Genomic DNA, 17,963 nt, shown 5'->3' on the forward strand with positions numbered 1-17,963 from the left:
GTCGTTTTCAGACGCTCAATTCACCGGGTTAGTCTGAGCGGCATTTCGGTATATACCCGTCAACCACCTTTTAATGTTATGAGATCAGTACATGCCTCATCGTCAGGTCGTCCGGCACCTTATTACCTTTGTGTGCTTTGTTGGGCTCTTTATCGCCCTGTCACTACCCAACCGGCTGGTTTGGATTGCGCCGCCCGCCTTTGTTTTTTTTCCGCTGGAATTGCTCGTCATTGGTTTTCTATTACTGATTCCCGGCGTTGTCGGCAAGGTCGTTCATGCTTTGCTGGCGGTGTTGCTGGGCCTGGGCCTGCTACTGCGCGGCGCGGATCTGGTCACTCACGAGATCTTTGCCCGGCGCTTTAATCCGGTTTTCGACAGCCACCTGCTGGCCGATGCCAGCCGCTTGCTGAGCGGGGTACTGGGCAGCCTGGCTTCGGTGCTGGTCGCGCTGGGGCTGGTGTTGGTCGTCGCCCTGGTGTGCTGGCTGGCGTATATGATGCTCGGGCGTATTCAACGTACCCTGCAAATCGAGCCACGCCTGTCTGGCATCGCGCTGCTGGCGCTGTTGCTGGTCTGGGGCGGGCTGAAAGCCGCAGGCTGGTCGCGGGCCGATACCTTTGCCTGGGATCAACTGGTCGCCCACGGGCGGGATACCCTTCACAGCCTTCAGGATATGCAGGAATTTGCGGCAACGGTCGGTGATGATGCCGCCGCCGAGCTGCCTGCCGACGGCTTGTTTTCACGGCTGGAAGGTAAGGATGTCTATGTCGTCTTCGCCGAGTCCTACGGGCGGGTTCTGTTGGAACAAGATCCTTTTAAGGACTCAATCACTGAAAAATTAAACTGGGCGGAGGACACGCTGGAAGCCGAGGGCTTGCAGATGCGCAGCGCCTTTCTGACTTCACCGACGGTGGGTGGACTGAGTTGGCTGGCCCACGGGACACTGCTCTCTGGCGCCTGGATCGACAGCGAAAACCGCTACAACAGCCTGATGCTCAGCGAGCGGGTGACGCTGAACCGGCTGTTTCATCGGGCCGGCTGGCGCACCGTGGCGGGGATGCCGGCAATCAGCCTGGCCTGGCCCGAAGGCACCTATTACGGTTACGACCAAATCTACAATGCGCATAATTTTGGCTACGAGGGGCTGCCCTTCAACTGGGTGACCATGCCCGATCAGTACGTCTGGTCAGCCTTGCAGGCGCGCGAGCGCAGCGTGCAAAACCGGCAGCCGGTCATGGCCGAAGTGGCGATGATTTCATCGCACGCTCCCTGGACACCCAACGCCCATCTGGTGCCCTGGGATCAGGTCGGCGACGGTAAAATCTTTAACGACCAGGCCCAGGCCGGGCCTACTCCTGAAGAAGTCTGGAGCGATGTCACAACCATTCGCCAGTATTACCGCCAGTCGATTGAATACATGCTGGAAGCGCTGGTTTCCTACCTGCAGGAATACGGCGACGAAAATCTGGTGGTGTTGATACTGGGCGATCACCAGGCCGCGCCGATGATCACCGGCGACCCCGACAACAGAGACGTACCGGTGCATCTGATTGCCCGCGACCCGGCGGTTATTGAGGCGATAGAAAGCTGGCACTGGCAACCCGGCCTGATGCTGGAGGCCAACGCTCCTGTCTGGCGGATGGATGAGGTTCGCGACCGCTTTGTCGAGGCGTTTTCCGACTCCTTTTCCGACTCTTTTTCAGACACGGGGGAGCTCAACTGATGGCACGCACAACCTGGCGTGAGCGCCTTGGCCTGTGGCGTTCACTGCTGATGTATTACGGCATTCCCGGGCGGCAGTCGCGGCTGCGTCGCTGCTACGGCCAGTTCATTCGCCCCGGTGATTTGTGTTTCGAAATTGGCGCTCACGTCGGCAATCGGCTGATGGCCTGGCGCGCTCTGGATGCCCGGATTGTGGCGCTGGAACCTCAGCCATTGCTGATGCAAACACTGCGGCAACGCTACGGCCGCGATGCCAAGATTACCCTGGTCGAAGAAGCCGTTGGCGCCGAACCGGGCGAAGCCACCTTATTTATCAGCACGCGCACGCCCACGGTCACCACCTTATCGCGGGAATGGATTTCCCAGGTTAAACAGGATGCGTCGTTTCAGTCGGTACGTTGGGACCGCGAAGTGACGGTTCCGGTCACCACGCTTGATGCGCTGATCGAGCGTCACGGCGAGCCGCGGTTTTGCAAAATCGATGTCGAAGGCTTTGAACTGGCGGTGTTACAGGGGTTGTCACGACCGCTGACGGCGCTGTCGTTCGAGTACATCCCGGCCAGCATTGTCACTGCGCTGGCCTGCATCGATCGGTTGGAAGAACTGGGGAACTACGAGTACAACCTCGCACCCGGGGAAAGCCACCGAATGAAGTTCGAGCGCTGGCTAACCCCGGCTGAAATGGCACGCACATTGGAAGCAACCCGCGAAGGCAGCGGCGATGTGTATGCCAGACGCCTGGGGGATTAAACCGGCAACGCCAAAACGTCCGTATGGCCAACGCTGCATGTACCCGTAGCAGCGTTGGCTTGCCGAAACTGAACCCAGTCTTCCAGCGCGCTGGCCTCAATATCCGGATTCTCGGCAACCGCCGCTGCAATGCCGGTGATCAGTTCAGACACCATCGCTTGATCGGCACCGTCCAGCACCCAGGGGCTGCTGGCGGTATACACCCTGAAGCCGGCCTGAGTGAACAGGCGCTCCATGACGGCAGCGGAATCAGGCCCCAGCGCCGGGCCAAAACCTTTGTCGGTACGCTGATCCTGATTAAAAGCCGTCAATACGACGTCATCCAACGGATGTTGGGGCGTCCAGTGCGTGGTGCCATCGTAGTTCAGGGCGGCATAAAGTCCGACTGGCTGCTGGCTTTGGGCTTGCAGTGCCGTTGCCAGCGAATCGAGAAAATTCTCGGACACCAGATCAAACAAAGCCGACGCTGTTACCAGACGGGCGCCTTGGAGCGGCAGTGATGTCAGTACCGCCAGGTCCGCTTTGCACGACTCTATTCGGTGCGTCTCGCCATGCCGGCGTTGAGCTTCGTCAAGCAAGGTCGTGTCGTTATCCACCAGGCGCCAGGTCAGTGGTTGCTGTTCCGGCGAGGTGAGCGCTCTCAAGGTGGACCCGGTTCCGGCGCCCAGGTCAACCGCTACCGGATTTTCAGCGGCTACCAGCCACTGTATTGCCTGATCCTTCAGGCTTTTGTCGCGGGCACGTCGGTCTGCGGCTTCGCGCAGATTTAGCCAGTCGATACTGAATCCACTCATCGTTGCTGTATTTCCTTATGGGTGTATGGCTTGGATAAGACGAGCCACCTGAGCGGCGGTATCGGCCCAGGTGGGTAAGTTGGCAGCGGCGTTGCGAGCGCCGGTTTGCAGTTGGCGGCGCAAGTCTTTTTCGGTCAGTAAGGTACGCAGCGCATCTGTTAGCGCGGCTGTGTCGTCTGGTAGTACAAGCAGGCCGGCGGATTCAGGCACGACATCCGGTACCGCACCGGCCCGGGCAGCGATAACAGGTAGGCCCGCCGCCAGCGCTTCGGCGAAGACCATGCCGTAGCCTTCGTACCGGGAAGGCAGCACGAACAGGTCGGCATTGTGGAACTCGGGCTCCAGGTCATCGACCGCGCCCACCAGTTGAATGCGGTTCTGTAATTGCAGTCGGTTTATCTGCTGCTGCAAGGCGTCGGCCCAGTCGGGATCGAAATCCTTGCCACCGACAAAGCGGGCTTGCCAGGGCAAATCGGCCAGCGGCGCCAGGGCATCGATAAGCACATCGTGCGCTTTGCGCCGGGTCAGGGTAGCGACGGTTAGCAACTGCAAAGGCGACCCAATGCAAGGAGCAAAGGGCATCGGATCAGTGCCGGGCTGGGCTACCACCACCTTGTCCGGTGGCATGGCGAACTGGTCGATCAGGATTTGCCGGGTGTGCTCGCTGGTGACCAGAATTGAGCGAACGGTGTACAATGCGCGTTGCTCTGAAGTCTTAAATTTCTGCTGCTGAACCGGGTCTAAACCCGACTCCAGCGCCAGCGGATGATGACACAAAGCGATGATGCGAAGCCGCTGGGCTTCGGCTTCAGCCAGCTGATCCAGCGTGCCGAAGGCGAGCCCATCGAATATCACCACCGCACCATCCGGCAGAGCCGCCAGCTTCTGGCGAGCGTCTTCCAGCGCCTGTTTATCCGGGAAGGGAAATTGGCTGGAAAGCGCAATAGTTTTGACTTCTACGCCCAGTTGCCGCAACTCGTGGATTAACCGGCGATCGTAGCGATAGCCGCCCGTCGGCGTCGCCAGGTCGCCGGGGAAAACAAAAAACACGGTGGAGAAGTTCAAAAGAGTTGTGATCCGTTCCAAACAAGGGAGGGTCGTAGCTTAATGAGTATTGTCCGGGCATGAACAGCAAGGCGCCCAGACATACAAGGATCGTTATACCAACATTAAGAGTACCTCATGTCTATACCTGCAGTGACCCGCATGACCAGCACACGCATCCCCACCGAACACGGTGATTTCCAGTTGTGCTACTACACCAATACGCTCGACAACAAAGAACACCTGGCGTTTTTTATGGGCGACATTGCCCAAGCCGGTTCGGTTCTGGCTCGGGTTCATTCCGAATGTTTTACCGGCGATGTGCTCGGCTCGCGCCGCTGCGATTGCGGCGAGCAACTCGACCGCGCGATGGCGATGGTCGCGAAGGCTGGTGTCGGCGTCATTTTATATTTGCGCCAGGAAGGCCGCGGCATCGGTCTGCTCGACAAGTTGCGCGCCTATAATCTGCAAGATCAGGGCTACGACACCGTCGACGCCAATTTGATGCTCGGCCACGAAGCCGACGAACGCGACTATTCACTGGCCGCACTGATACTGGAAGACCTGGGTGTGCAGTCTATCGAGCTGATCACCAACAACCCGGCCAAAATCAGTGCGCTGGAAGCCAAAGGCATTACCGTTTCAGGACGGGTATCGCTGGCCGTACCGGCCAACACCGATAACGCCGGCTACTTGCTCACCAAGGTGCAGCGTATGGATCATCTGTTGCCCATCGAACCCATCGTCAAAACTGTCAGCTCATGACGCTGAATCAGGACATCGAACGCTGGCTGCTGGCCGAGCAAAAAGCCGCTCAGGATTCAGCGCCGGGTCGACCTCATGTCACGCTCAGCTACGCCCAAAGCTGGGATGGCAGCATCACCACCGCGCCCGGTGAAACCCTGGCACTGAGCAGCGATGCCAGCATGCAGATGACGCACCAGTTGCGCAGCCTGCACGATGGCATTCTGGTTGGCATTGGCACCGTACTGGCCGACAACCCGCGCCTCAACGTACGCAAATGGACCGGCAAAGACCCGCAACCCATCGTTCTCGACAGCCAGTTGCGCCTGCCACCCAGCAGCCAGTTGTGCCAGAGCGCCGAGCGCGGTTGCTGGGTGCTGACCACAGAAGGCGCGACTGATCGCGATGACTGCGAACTGATCGTGGTGCCCGGCGACGCCGACGGCCAGGTTAACCTGCATGCCGCCATGGCCGCCTTATACGAACGCGGCATTCGCAGCTTAATGGTTGAAGGCGGCGCCTCGGTGATTACCGCTTTTCTGCGAGCTGCACTGGCCGACGCCGTCATCCTGACGGTTGCCCCGGTCTTTGTCGGCGGATACAAAGCCGTGGGCGAACTGAGTGCTGCCAACAGCCTGCCCTTCCCTCACATCGACGACCTGCACAGCCAGCAACTGGGCAACGAATTGATTGTCTGGGGTCGGCTAGGCTATCAGGCGCTCGAATCATGACTGACACCGCAACCGCCGCTCAGCTCTGGTTTACCGCGCCATTTCAGGTTGAAGTGCGCAACGTACCGCTGCCGCCACCGGCGGCGAATGAAGTTCAGGTACGCAGCCTTTATTCGGCCGTCAGCCCCGGCACTGAATTGCTGCTCTACCGAGGGCAATTGCCTGGCTCGATGGCACTCGACAGCTCGCTCGAATCGCTGCAAGGCGCTTCCCAATACCCGGTGCAATACGGCTACGCCTGTGTCGGTGAAGTGCATCAAACCGGCGCAGATGTTGATCCGGCCTGGCTCGGGAAAACGGTGTTTTCCTTCCAGCCGCACGCCAGCCATTTCAACGCCCGACCAGACCAGCTCATTACCGTACCCAACGACATTTCCGCCGAAGCCGCCGTTTTTCTACCCAACATGGAAACGGCGGTTAACCTGGTGCAGGATGGCCAGCCGATGCTCGGCGAGCGGGTCGTGGTGCTCGGCCAGGGTGTGGTCGGTTTGCTGTTGTCGGGTGTGCTGTCGCAATATCCGTTGGCGTCGTTGCAGGCCGTTGAAGGTCAGGCCGATCGTCAAGCGTTGGCTCGCCAACTGGGTGTACAGGCTGTTTTCAGCCCGGCAGAAGCCATCCCAAATCAGCAACCCGACCTGGCCGATGCCGATTTGATCTACGAGATCAGCGGGCACACCGACGCGCTGAATCTGGCCATTGGCCTGAGTGGATATGCCAGCCGCATCGTGATTGGCAGTTGGTACGGCAACAAGCCGGTATCGGTTGATTTAGGCGGCGAGGCGCATCGTAACCGGCTGCAATTGATCACCAGCCAGGTCAGCACTCTGGCACCGACCCTGAGCGGCCGCTGGAGCAAAGAGCGCCGCTTCGACGTTGCCTGGGAAATGATTCGCCGCCTCAGCCCAACCCAACTGATCACCCACCGCCTTCCATTGCGCGAAGCCGGTACCCTTTATCAGCAATTGCACGACGCCCAGGCCGGCATCGTACAACCGCTGTTTGATTACTCCGCTTACTGACCGAAAAGGATATCTATGTATACCGTCGCCGTTACCCAGGATTTTATCGCCAACCATTATCTGATTGGCGGGGACTGGGGCGCTGAGAACAACCCCCACGCCCACCACTACGTGCTCGAAGTGCGGATCGAAAGTGACGCCCTGAACGAGCATGGCTATCTGGTCGACATCGTCGAAATCGAAGCCGCGCTGAACCAGGTGGTGGGTTATTACCGCGACAGCATGCTCAATGACAAACCGGAATTCGCTGGCCTGAACCCGAGCATTGAGCATTTCAGCCGCATTCTCAGTGAACAGTTGTTGGCCGGCATAACTCCGCCCGGTACAGGTGCACTTACCGTCAAACTCTGGGAAAACGACACCTGCTGGGCGGCCTACCGGCACTCATTCGGCTGATACGGCTTTGCCAGCCAGCCGGGGGCGATGAAAGCTGTACAAACACCCCAAACCGACCAGCAACACCAGCGCATCGCGCAGCCGGGTCAGTGCAATCAGCCCCAGGGCCGCACTGACCGGCAACCCCAGCAACTGGAACGACCACAATAACGAAGCTTCAATGGTGCCAATGCCCCCCGGCACCGGCAGCAACATAGCCAGCCGCATGCCCACCATGATGGTCAGCAGATCGGTCAACGATGGCGAGACACCGAGAAAGCGCAACAACAGCCACAACTCCAGCAGCAACGCCACCCAACCCAGCAACGCCAACAGCAAGGCAACCGCCAGTCGACCTCGCTGCATTGCCAGCGCGTTTTGCATCAACCGCACCAGCGCCTGCCAGCCGCTTTGCTGATTGGCATCCGGTTCAGCCGAGCTCGGGCGCCAACGTTGCACCAAGGGGCGAAACCGATTCGCCAGCCACAACGGGTGGTACACCACCAAAGCCGCCACCGCGACCAGCGCAATCAAGACCCCAGCCAAAATAGCCGAGACCTGAAGCCCTTCATCCAGCGGCACCATGGTCGTGCCCAGCAGCATCAGTACGCCTGCGAGCAAAACGGCGATATTGGTCGCAGTTTCGACAAAACGATCCAGCCCCAGCATCGCCACGGCGCGGTGCAACGGCTGAGCAAACACCCGGTGCAACCAGAGCAGTTGCAGCGGCTCGCCACCAAAATGGGGTCCGGGAGTCAGAAAACTGACCGCACTGCCCGCCTGGCGCATCCGAAACAGACTGATCAACGACAACGGCGTCTGCAACGCCTGCCCCAGCAGTTGCCAGCGCTTACCGGCGATGTAAAGAATCCCGCCGTTGACCAGCGTCCACAGCAGCCAATTGTGCCAACTGAGCTGTTCAAGCTGAGCAGCCATGCTGTGCAGCGGCAGTTGCTTGAGCGTCCAACCGGCCAGGGCAAGCGCCAACAGCCAGAGCACCAGGGTGGTGAGGCCCCATCGATTTAAGCGTCGGCGTTGCGTCATACAGCCGACTCCCGGCGAGCACCAATCCAGCCGCTGACATGAAGCCAGTCGCGGCAGAAGCCCAGCAACAGCGGAATCATCAGCGCAATGCTAAACCACTGGGCAACCGAACCGGGCAGAGGTGGCCACAAGGCAACCGCGACCAGCACCATTTGCGCCCCGGCCAGGTATCGACGTAGCTGACTGGGCGGCAACCCATACACCGGCCGGCCGCGCCGCTGTCGCCAGCGAATGCCCCACCGAAACAGGTAATAGGCCACGCTGACCAGCAAATAAACCGCCGGGAGTTTGCCGGTAAAAACGGCAACCAGTGGCGCAATGAGCAAGCCGAAGGCATCCAGAGCGGTATCGAGTTCGGCACCCAGCCGCGTCGTCTGCTGCTGGCGGCGGGCGACATGGCCGTCGAGCCAATCCAAGGCAGCGGCCAGGGTGTAAAGTACGGCTGGCACGTACAGCAAGCCGGTATGAAATTCGAGCAGGGTGATTGCCAGAAACCCAGCCGTCGCGCCAATCAACCAACCGCGCAATAGCGTAATGCGGTTGGCGGTGCCCAGGCGGGTAAACGGGCGGTCATCAAAGGTACTCACATTCATATGCAACCGGCTGTGGCACTGCCACAACACAAAGGCCCAGCCAGCCAGACTGCCAACTAACCAGCCCGCCGCTGTAACCGGCTGTTCAATCACCCACAAAACCAGAGCACCGACCAGCAACCCACCGGCACCCAGAAAAGCGATACGCACCCATTCGCGGTGCAATGGCGATGGCACCCGGGCGCTAAAGACTGTGACAAAACGCTCAGTTAGACCCGGCATAAGCCATCCGGTTAATGCGAAGCAGGCGATAAATGATCATAATGCTGACCCCGAAAAAAGATGGGGCCGGAGTATACGACCCGAGCACTGGAAGGGACCAGTGATCGTGGTCGGGAGCCTCTGAACAACCTCTTACCCTGTAAAATACGCACGCATCACACTCGACCCGCACTTGATGGAAAGGGAAAACATCATGTTACCTAGAAGTACCCGGCCCGTTTATTGGGCTGTGGCTGTAGCAGTCTTGCTGTTGCTATTAGTGGCCGGCCTGCTGGTCAGCCGGTCGCTCATTGCGCCACTGGCGTTTGAGCCCGACACCTCGTCGTTCAGCCAGCATTGGCTTGAGGACCAGGCCCGCGAATTGGCGAGCAAACCTTTCGCACCCGACACCCTGGCCGACGACAGCGCACTGCGCGCATTAAGCTACGACCAATACCGGAGCATCCGGTTTGATCCGAACCACGCCGTCTGGGGCGACGAATCCAGACCGTTTCAGTTGCAACTGTTTCACCCAGGGTTTCTGCACACCACGCCCGTTGGCATCCACCTGGTGGAAAACGGCGTGGCTCGTCGTCTGGACTTCGACACTGACGTATTCAACTACGACGACAGCTCTATTGATGTGAACAGCCTGAGCGCCGACGGCTATGCTGGCTTTCGGGTTCACCACCCCATCAACACCGCTGAATACTACGACGAATTTTTAGTGTTCCTGGGCGCCAGCTATTTTCGGGCGGTCGCTAAAAACCAGTTCTACGGACTATCAGCGCGCGGCCTGGCGGTAAACACCGTCGGCGATGGCGACGAAGAATTCCCGTACTTTTCCGATTTCTGGATCGAACAGCCGGCCAGCGACGACAGCGCAGTCATCATTTACGCCCTGCTCGACAGCCCCTCGCTCACCGGCGCCTATCGCTTTACCGTGACACCCGGCATTGAGACCGTGATGGACGTCGACGCCAGCCTCTACCCGCGCGTCGACACACCGCGCATTGGTGTTGCACCGCTGACCTCCATGTTTATGTTCGACACCACCAACCGCGCCCGGTTCGACGATTTCCGCAACGCCGTGCACGATTCCAACGGCCTGCAAATTCAGCAAGCCAACGGCGAACACATCTGGCGCCCCCTGGCCAACCCGGCCCACTGGCAAGCCTCGTCCTTTGAAACCGCCGACTCAGCCATGCCGGCCGGTTTTGGTCTGATGCAGCGCCGAGACGCCTTCGAGCAATTCAACGACAACGAAGCCCGTTACGACAAACGGCCGTCGCTCTGGGTCGAACCGCTGGGTGAATGGGGAACAGGCCACGTCGAACTGTTGGAAATCCCGACTGACGGTGAATACCAGGACAACATTGTCGCCTACTGGCAACCGTCTGGCGGCCTGAAAGTCGGCCAGACCTACCGCTACCAATACCGCCTGCATTGGGGCGCCGCCTCGGCCTACGCACCGGAACAAGGACGCATCACCAACACCGCCTCCGGCCGCGCACTGGGCGGCAACGACCGCATTTATGTGATTGATTACAGCGACGGATCGGCACTGCCGACATCGACTGACGCCTTACGTATAAATGCCAGCACCAGTGCCGGCACAATCACCGATGTCAGCGGCACCTTGGTCGAGGCCACCGGCCACTACCAAGCTTACGTAAAACTCAACCCGGGCGAAGCCGATTTGGCCGAGCTGCGAGTCGCGCTGGAAGTGAACGGCCAACCCTGGGGTGAAACCTGGCTGTATCGGTGGACGCGATGACAACAACACTCACACCACCGGCATCGCCCCTGGCTATGCCCACTCAGCAACTGTCACAACGCCCGAACAAATTTGCCGCCCGCAAAACGTTGACCACCTGGCTGGCGCGTTACTTTACCTTCGGCGGCAGCCTAGCGCTGACCGTCGCCGCCAGCTGGCAGATGTACCTAACGCTGCCGCTCAGCGACGCCATGACGACAACCGGCCCCAGCGACCTCTGGGTAACGGCATTGCTATGGCTGCTGCTGGGCCTGTTCACCCTGACCTTCGGCTGGATTTCGCTGACGGCGACGTCCGCCCTGGCCTCGCTCTTGTTCTACCGCGCTCGGCCCAGTTCACGGCAGGCCCAACCCAATGCTGCCCTGCGCGGCAAAACCGTGCTGCTGATGCCCATTTACAACGAAGACGCCGCCAGCGCTTGCGCAGCCCTCGCCGCCATGGGCGAAGACCTGGCCCGCCTGGACCTGCACCGGCATTTCGAGATTTTCATTCTCTCGGACAGCAACAAGCCCGACGTCATCAGCGCCGAAACCGCCGCCGTGCAGTGCCTGCGTGATCGTATGGGCGATCGTCTTCCAGTCTGGTACCGTCGCCGCACCGAGAACACCGAACGCAAAACCGGCAACATTCGCGACTTCATCAACCGCTGGGGCCGCAGTTACGACTACATGGTGGTGCTCGATGCCGACAGCCTGATCGCCGGCAGCACCCTCGCCACCCTGGTGCGCGAAATGGACGCCGACCCCAACACCGGCATTCTGCAAACCCTGCCCCGCCAATACGCTGGCGAAACGCTGTTTGCCCGGCTGCAACAATTTTCCAGCTTGGCCTACGGCCTGGTGTTCGCCAGAGGTCTGTGCGCCTGGCAAGGCGACAGCGGCAATTACTGGGGGCACAACGCCATCATCCGCATTCGCGCTTTCGCAGCGGCCGCTGGCTTGCCCGAACTGCCCGGCCCACGCCCCTTCGGCGGCGAAATCCGCTCACACGACTTTGTCGAAGCCGCATTAATTCGGCGCGCCGGCTGGTCGGTACGGATGCTGCCCGACCTGGACGGTTCCTGGGAGGAATGCCCGCCCACCCTGCGCGACGCCGCCATTCGCGACCGGCGCTGGGCGCAAGGCAACGTTCAACACCTGGCCGTGCTACGCACTCGCGGCCTGCGCTGGCCAAGCCGGGCGCACATGATTATGGGTGTGATGAATTACCTGACGTCCCTGCTGTGGCTCGCCATGGTGTCAGTTGGCCTGGTGCTGAGCACGCTCTTTGCGCTGCAAGAAAGCCAGGGCATTGCCGGTGGCGCGCTGCCCCGGTTCGATTCAGACCGTATGGTCGGGCTGTTCGTGTGCACCATGGCGCTGTTACTGCTGCCCAAACTGTTGGGTCTGCTGGGTGGTCTACTGAGCAAAGCGCGGCGCGGCGGGATTGGTCGACTGAGGTTTTTCGTCAGCGCTCTGCTGGAACTGCTGTTCTCGGTACTGCACGCCCCCATTTTCATGCTGGTGCACAGCCGCCACCTCTGGGAAATCGCCCGCGGGCAAGACTCAGGCTGGTCCGCCCAACGGCGGCAGGGGCGTGGGGTGATCTGGCGGCCATTAATTGCCAGGCATGGCGTGCAGACCATTCTCGGCATGCTGGTGCTCGGACTGCTGCTGTGGCAATCGTCTTCACTGTTGTATTGGATGCTGCCCACTGTCATCGGGCTGATATTGGCCGTACCGCTTTGCGCCCTGACGGGCAGCAAAACAGCCGGCCAATGGCTGGCAAAGTGGGGCTTGCTGGGTATCCCCGAAGAGGCAGCCCCACCTGAGATCATGCAACGCCGACAGGCGTTTCTAGACACTTATTCGGTGACTATCAATTCTCGATAAAGCAACGCTCGAGAAGTAATGCCCGATAAAGAACCAGACGGCTGTTACAGCATCCGCCGGAACAAGCCGTCTTTATCGATCAGGTGTTTCAACGCCGCCCCAATATGGCCGACGATCAACACACCCAAGGTAATTGCAAAGGCACCGTGAATCGCAAACAAACGATTCGCCAAAGCTTCGTCCACAGGCACAAACGGCATGGCCGGCAGGTAATAACCCGCCACAGTAACCAGTGCCGGATACGCCGTAACACCCGCCCAGCCAAGCAAGGGCGTCAACACCAGCATGACATAGAGCAAGTGATGCAAACTGTGAGCGGCCAATTGCAGGTGACGCGGCAACGTATCCGGATACGCCGGCCCCTTCAGCCAAACCTTCATCACCACCCGCACAACCATCAGCAACAGAACCGTAAAGCCGATCAACTTGTGCCAGTTGTACAAGGTGTTAGTCAGCGCCCCCCAAATTCCATGCTCGGCACGTTCGGCCATCGTTATGCCAATGGGTATTAATGCGAAAATCATCAGCGCCATAAGCCAGTGCAACAATCGCCAGGCAAGCGGGTATTTTTGAATTTGGGTCATTGGTTCTTTTCCTTAGCACGGTTTTAAAAGAGGGGATTCCCTACCTGGAGCGCATCATAGAGATTATTTTTGTGGGGGGCTATCTTAAGGGGTTAGGGGTATTAGTTATGGGTTGGTCTATACCGAATTACTCACAACCACTTGTTGCGAGTTTATTAATAATAAAAAAGGCACCACAGTACTAGCGAAGAAGGCAATAGGTGGATTATTCATTCGCAGAGAAAGCCTAGCTTTTCGGGCTTTTCATATCGTGAAAGACAAGCTGTCTTCGTTTGGTGAGGAAATGAAACGATTGCTGGGCATACTGTCTGTTGAACATACGGCGGTCATACAGACGCGGTTTCAAGAGTGGTCGCTTTCGCCAGCGGGAGGAGTGCCTCGGAGTACTGGCAATAACTGTACGGCGACCTAGTATAAGAGCTACACTAAAATCACATTTCATAAAGAAATGGGTAAACCTGATGTTAGATCAAACCATTTCAAAGAGCTCTCTACGTAGCCACTGTTCTGCTGCGGACATATATAATTTCAAATTAGGGTGGAGCCTAGATGAACAGCTAGATTCATTAGAAGGCATCGCAAACAATATCAATAGCAACGAATTCAAGTTTTCAAATTTCAAGTCGTTCTCAAGAAACGGCAAGGTAGTTTATAAGCCAGTAAAAGCTGAAGATTACTTTGCAGTAAAAATTGCAAATCACCACTTAAAAAAAATATTTTCAGTAAAGCAAAGCGACCGACAAACACTCGTTAAACAACTAAAAATCCTTCTCCAGGAAAACACCCCTTTTAAACTGATAAAAATAGACATTAAATCATTCTATGAAACCATTCCGGTAGAGAAATTACTTAAAGCGTGCTGGGACGACCCAATTTTATCTTATAAAACAAAAGAAATTATCGAACTTCTTTTCAATACCGAACAATTCAAAAAAGCAAACGGACTTCCAAGAGGACTTTCGATCAGTTCAACATTATCAGAATACTACCTAAAAGATCTAGACAAGTTTATCAGAGAGCTCAGCGGAGTGTATTACTCGGCCAGGTATGTTGATGATATAATAGTACTCTGCACTCCATCTGAGATGGATCACAAGGAAAAAATAATTGAGTTCATAAAAGGTATTGAACTAAAAATAAACGAGTTCAAAACAAAACAGCTGAATAACAAAGTCGGCATTGAACCTTTTATAGTGGAGTTCTTAGGGTATCAATTCAAGAATGAAGGGCGAAATGTAAATGTAACTATCGCAGAAAAAAAGATCAAAAAAATAAAAACACGAATCACGCTGGCATTTATTTCATTCACCAAATCAAAAAACTATAATCTATTAGAGAAAAGGATTAAATTTCTCACCGGGAACTTCAAATTAGATAGCAGATCAAAAGTAAGCGGGGATTCACTAAAAGGCGGCATCTTCTATAATTTTTCAGAAATCCCAGAAAACTGCGAATCCCTAATTGAACTTGATGACTACCTTAAGCGTATCACTCTCTCAAAAAAAGGCGCATTGGGGGAGAAAATAAACTCGTTATTAAATAATCCCATTCGAAGAAAATTGTTAAGACACTCTTTTCAGAAGGGCTTTAAAAACAGAGTCTGTCACAATTTCAACTATAAAGAAGTCGCAGAAATAAAGGCGTGCTGGATAAATGAGTAAAATAAAAAAAGTAAGGCGCAGCGATACAAATAGGATTCTTTTAACGGAAACGCTCCCCTACGAAGTTCCAATATTATTTTCAAATGATAATTTTTATTTATTAGTAAAAAATGGAAAATTGAACAAGCAACATAGCTGCTTTAGCTCCATTGTAAAATCCAAACATGAAACTCAACCATATAATTATAAAATCAAAAAAAACATAGACTCTAGCAGGACGATCAGTATTCCTCACCCTTCAATTCAATACCAATTTATTGATTTTTATGAGTCCTATGATTCTATAATCACCTCACTATGCAGCAGAAGTGCTGCATCACTAAGAGCGCCGACAAAAGTAGCATCCCATTTTTCCGAAAAAAACTCGACACTTAAGTACAAAAAAATCCTAAGAGATGACCTTGTAGAAACTAAAGAACACGCACAAAGCAAAGAAAGCCAACACGCTTCTTCGTATTTCCAGTACAGCGACTTTCCATTACTGTACATGTTTTATGAGTCATATCAGTTTCAACGCCTGGAACGACAATACCCATACTTTTTAAAATTCGATATTTTTAAATGCTTCCAAAGCATCTACACACACTCATTAACATGGGCAGTTAAAGAAAAAAAATTCGCCAAAGCTCATCGCTCTGCAATAACAAGCACTTCATTCGAGGGTAAGTTTGATCGCCTCATGCAAATGGGTAATCACGGTGAAACAAATGGGATTATTGTAGGGCCAGAGTTTTCTAGAATATTTTCTGAAATCATACTCCAAAGAGTGGATGAAAACGGGAAAAAGCAATTAAAAAAATCGGGCATTAAAAGCTTTAAAATTCGGCGGTATGTTGACGATTATTTTGTTTTCTGTCACTCAGAGACCGATGCTTACAAAATTATGGAGGCCTATCGAGAAGAATTAGAGAAATTCAACCTACATATAAATGAAGCAAAGATTGACCTGATAAAGAGGCCATTTATAACGAACGAATCAATAGCAAAGCTGGAAGCAAAGCTACTTGCGATAGAGCTATTTGAAAACTACATAATTTCACCGTCAAAAAGCGACGAATTAAATGCAATCGATAGTTTAGTCAAAGAAAACAAAAAACTTATCAAACTTGATCTCAGCTATATATCAAAGTACAAAGCAATCGCCAAATCTAACAGCGTCACCTATGAATCTATTACGAATATATTTTTGTCTGTCCTTAGAAACAACCTTGTAGATTTAAACGAGAAATTAGCAAGTGACAAAGCGAACGCTGATGACAAAAAAATCTTCACATACATAAAATCATTAGTGACAATAGCATTCTATTGCTTTTCGATGGACATGAGATATCGACCAAGTTATCTAGTTTGCCAAATATCAATCGTCATTATGTCTATAGCAGAAAAAATGCCAGAAAATTTTAATGAAGGAATAAAGAAGACATTATCCGATGAAATTTTGCTATCACTAAGAAATTCTCAGTTCAATAACAAAACAATTCCGCAAGAGTTGTTGAACTTATTAATTCTTCATAAAGAACTTGGCAGAAAATACAAATTCAAAGATGAGGTTTTGTACACTCTGATCCCTAGCCTAGTTGAAGGTAGCCCTGGCGACATAGACTACTTCACTGCTTTTACGACGATACACTACATTGAGGAAGACAAATCGACGATAAAAAGCACAATCGAATCAAAAATAATAGATAGGTTTAATAAAGAAACAAAACCTCTAGACAATACAGAGCTGTTTTTGTTTTTCGTAGATAGCTTTTCATGCCCATACTTATCAGGGTCGATGAAATCTACTCTAATGGATCAAATGAAAATAAAGCACATGTCACGTGACATAACTTCCGAGGAAAAACCAATCATTGCGGCTCAAATCAGACGTTTCTTAGAAAAGAAGCATTGGTTCTTTAGCTGGAATAATGAAAAACAAGTGTTCTTCAATCTTACAAAGAAGGAAATGCGAGCACCTGCGTTGATCAAAAGCTACTAATAAACTACTGTGCATATGCTGTGCTGCGTCTGCCAGCATCTCATGGCTGAACTAGCGCCTTGTGATGCACTGAAACACTAACCTAGATAATAGGTAAGAATCCCTTTGAGTTCTTTAGTAATTAGACTAGCCCACCGGGTTACTCTGATTCCTGCAGGTACCTTTAGAACGACAAGGTTACACACGAAGCAGCACAGCACTAATACTCATAATTGGCAATGCAAAGACAGCATTTCCAGCTCAACCGAGCTCATCAAGCTTGTAAACATTCCAATCCTTCAGTAGCACATTGGTAGCACAGTACACTTAGAGAATCTCAGCCAAAATTTAAGACCTCTCTAGAATGGGCCTTTCATGGTGGGCCCAGCTGGACTTGAACCAGCGACCAATCGATTATGAGTCGACTGCTCTAACCAACTGAGCTATGGGCCCTTTGAGGTCAGCCAGCGAACGCTGGTCTGAATTTGAAGGGCGGCATTATAACGTGGCGGGTTGGTAAGTCTAGGTTTGGGGATGGCGGTTTGGGGAGTTCCCGGCTCCGCGCTTTGCGCGGGCCGGGATGACGGCGACCCTTGTGGGGCTAGGCCCTGCTTCTTGGGCCCTGCACTCAACGCGTGTGAGTGGTCACTCGCACGTTCAAACCCTGTTTTAACGTATTCGAGGCGATGCAGCCGCGTTCGGCGATGGTGACCAGCTTTTCCAGGTCGTCGATACCGGCGGGGCCGGTGACAGCCATGTCGATGGTGTTGAATACCGGCGGGGTGCCGTCCAGGTGACCGGTGATGGCGACGTCGATGTCACCCAGGTCGATGTCGCGCGCGGCTGCGGCGGCTACGAGGTTCGACATAAAGCAGCCACCCAGTGCGGCCAGCAGGGTTTCGCCACCCATAGGGCCTTGGTCTTCGCCGCCTTTTTCGGCCGGGCGGTCCATCACTACGGTGTGGTTGCGGATGTGAGCTTCGCTGGCGGTGTTGCCTTTGCGGTTCAGGCTGATCTGAATTTCGGCCATGGTGTGTCTCCGTTTGTTGTCATTGAGTTTTCGGCTGACGTCTGACTGAAACGACCGATAAAA

Annotated in this window: 16 protein-coding genes and 1 tRNA gene; 10 read left to right on the forward strand and 7 right to left on the reverse strand. The window is 54.6% G+C overall.

Going from position 1 to position 17,963, the window contains the following annotated elements:
• Nucleotides 1–91: 91 nt before the first annotated feature.
• Entirely contained in the window at nucleotides 92–1,723 is a 1,632-nt protein-coding gene (locus tag DW349_RS13770) for an alkaline phosphatase family protein (protein WP_108126305.1), read from the forward strand.
• The gene (locus tag DW349_RS13775; protein ID WP_108126306.1) at nucleotides 1,723–2,472 is read left to right on the forward strand and encodes an FkbM family methyltransferase; all 750 of its coding nucleotides are present in this window, start codon (nucleotides 1,723–1,725) and stop codon (nucleotides 2,470–2,472) included. The genes DW349_RS13770 and DW349_RS13775 overlap by 1 nt, the downstream gene beginning before the upstream one ends.
• Here DW349_RS13775 and DW349_RS13780 read toward each other — a convergent pair.
• Both DW349_RS13780 and DW349_RS13785 read right to left on the reverse strand, forming a co-directional pair.
• Nucleotides 2,469–3,266, reverse strand: coding sequence for a class I SAM-dependent methyltransferase (locus DW349_RS13780; protein WP_108126307.1), 798 nt, complete (start codon nucleotides 3,264–3,266; stop codon nucleotides 2,469–2,471). The genes DW349_RS13775 and DW349_RS13780 overlap by 4 nt on opposite strands.
• Nucleotides 3,267–3,281: 15 nt before the next feature.
• Complete coding sequence (locus tag DW349_RS13785) at nucleotides 3,282–4,331, reverse strand: glycosyltransferase family 4 protein (RefSeq protein ID WP_108126308.1); 1,050 nt, start codon at nucleotides 4,329–4,331, stop codon at nucleotides 3,282–3,284.
• A gap of 117 nt (nucleotides 4,332–4,448) precedes the next feature.
• Here DW349_RS13785 and ribA point away from each other — a divergent pair, with 117 nt between their 5' ends.
• From ribA to DW349_RS13805, 4 genes are read left to right on the forward strand one after another with little or no spacing between them, the layout of a single operon-like run.
• On the forward strand, nucleotides 4,449–5,075 hold the full coding sequence (ribA, locus tag DW349_RS13790) for a GTP cyclohydrolase II (RefSeq protein ID WP_108126309.1): 627 nt from the start codon (nucleotides 4,449–4,451) through the stop codon (nucleotides 5,073–5,075).
• A complete protein-coding gene (locus DW349_RS13795; protein WP_108126310.1) occupies nucleotides 5,072–5,785 on the forward strand; it encodes a RibD family protein in 714 nt (237 codons plus the stop codon). The genes ribA and DW349_RS13795 overlap by 4 nt, the downstream gene beginning before the upstream one ends.
• On the forward strand, nucleotides 5,782–6,804 hold the full coding sequence (locus DW349_RS13800; protein ID WP_108126311.1) for a zinc-dependent alcohol dehydrogenase: 1,023 nt from the start codon (nucleotides 5,782–5,784) through the stop codon (nucleotides 6,802–6,804). The genes DW349_RS13795 and DW349_RS13800 overlap by 4 nt, the downstream gene beginning before the upstream one ends.
• 15 nt (nucleotides 6,805–6,819) lie before the next feature.
• Nucleotides 6,820–7,200, forward strand: coding sequence for a 6-pyruvoyl trahydropterin synthase family protein (locus DW349_RS13805; protein ID WP_108126312.1), 381 nt, complete (start codon nucleotides 6,820–6,822; stop codon nucleotides 7,198–7,200).
• Here the strand turns inward: DW349_RS13805 and DW349_RS13810 are convergent.
• Both DW349_RS13810 and DW349_RS13815 read right to left on the reverse strand, forming a co-directional pair.
• The gene (locus DW349_RS13810) at nucleotides 7,189–8,223 is read right to left on the reverse strand and encodes a lysylphosphatidylglycerol synthase transmembrane domain-containing protein (RefSeq protein ID WP_108126313.1); all 1,035 of its coding nucleotides are present in this window, start codon (nucleotides 8,221–8,223) and stop codon (nucleotides 7,189–7,191) included. The two genes, DW349_RS13805 and DW349_RS13810, sit on opposite strands and share 12 nt — an antisense overlap.
• Nucleotides 8,220–9,038 carry a CDP-alcohol phosphatidyltransferase family protein gene (locus DW349_RS13815; protein ID WP_108126314.1) on the reverse strand — a complete coding sequence of 273 codons (819 nt, stop codon included), beginning with the start codon at nucleotides 9,036–9,038 and terminating at the stop codon, nucleotides 8,220–8,222. The genes DW349_RS13810 and DW349_RS13815 overlap by 4 nt, the downstream gene beginning before the upstream one ends.
• A gap of 193 nt (nucleotides 9,039–9,231) precedes the next feature.
• Here DW349_RS13815 and DW349_RS13820 point away from each other — a divergent pair, with 193 nt between their 5' ends.
• Nucleotides 9,232–10,794, forward strand: a complete 1,563-nt coding sequence (locus DW349_RS13820; RefSeq protein ID WP_157954394.1) for an OpgD/OpgG family glucan biosynthesis protein — start codon at nucleotides 9,232–9,234, stop codon at nucleotides 10,792–10,794.
• Nucleotides 10,791–12,665 (forward strand): glucans biosynthesis glucosyltransferase MdoH, encoded by a 1,875-nt coding sequence (gene mdoH, locus DW349_RS13825; RefSeq protein ID WP_108126316.1) that lies wholly within the window; start codon nucleotides 10,791–10,793, stop codon nucleotides 12,663–12,665. Before DW349_RS13820 ends, mdoH begins: the two co-directional genes overlap by 4 nt.
• Before the next feature lie 44 nt (nucleotides 12,666–12,709).
• Here mdoH and DW349_RS13830 read toward each other — a convergent pair whose 3' ends face one another.
• Nucleotides 12,710–13,249, reverse strand: coding sequence for a cytochrome b (locus DW349_RS13830; RefSeq protein ID WP_108126317.1), 540 nt, complete (start codon nucleotides 13,247–13,249; stop codon nucleotides 12,710–12,712).
• Between the two features lie 461 nt (nucleotides 13,250–13,710).
• Here DW349_RS13830 and drt3a point away from each other — a divergent pair, with 461 nt between their 5' ends.
• Both drt3a and drt3b read left to right on the forward strand, forming a co-directional pair.
• Nucleotides 13,711–14,910: an antiviral reverse transcriptase Drt3a gene (drt3a, locus tag DW349_RS13835; protein WP_108126318.1), complete on the forward strand. Its 1,200-nt coding sequence runs from the start codon at nucleotides 13,711–13,713 to the stop codon at nucleotides 14,908–14,910.
• Nucleotides 14,903–16,891 (forward strand): antiviral reverse transcriptase Drt3b, encoded by a 1,989-nt coding sequence (gene drt3b, locus DW349_RS13840; RefSeq protein ID WP_108126319.1) that lies wholly within the window; start codon nucleotides 14,903–14,905, stop codon nucleotides 16,889–16,891. The genes drt3a and drt3b overlap by 8 nt, the downstream gene beginning before the upstream one ends.
• A gap of 355 nt (nucleotides 16,892–17,246) precedes the next feature.
• Here the strand turns inward: drt3b and DW349_RS13845 are convergent.
• Both DW349_RS13845 and DW349_RS13850 read right to left on the reverse strand, forming a co-directional pair.
• Nucleotides 17,247–17,323: transfer RNA gene (locus DW349_RS13845), tRNA-Ile, on the reverse strand.
• Nucleotides 17,324–17,498: 175 nt separating this feature from the next.
• Nucleotides 17,499–17,900: an OsmC family protein gene (locus tag DW349_RS13850; protein ID WP_108126320.1), complete on the reverse strand. Its 402-nt coding sequence runs from the start codon at nucleotides 17,898–17,900 to the stop codon at nucleotides 17,499–17,501.
• Nucleotides 17,901–17,963: the final 63 nt, after the last annotated feature.

It is taken from the genome of Saccharospirillum mangrovi, assembly GCF_003367315.1.
Taxonomy (GTDB): domain Bacteria; phylum Pseudomonadota; class Gammaproteobacteria; order Pseudomonadales; family Natronospirillaceae; genus Saccharospirillum; species Saccharospirillum mangrovi.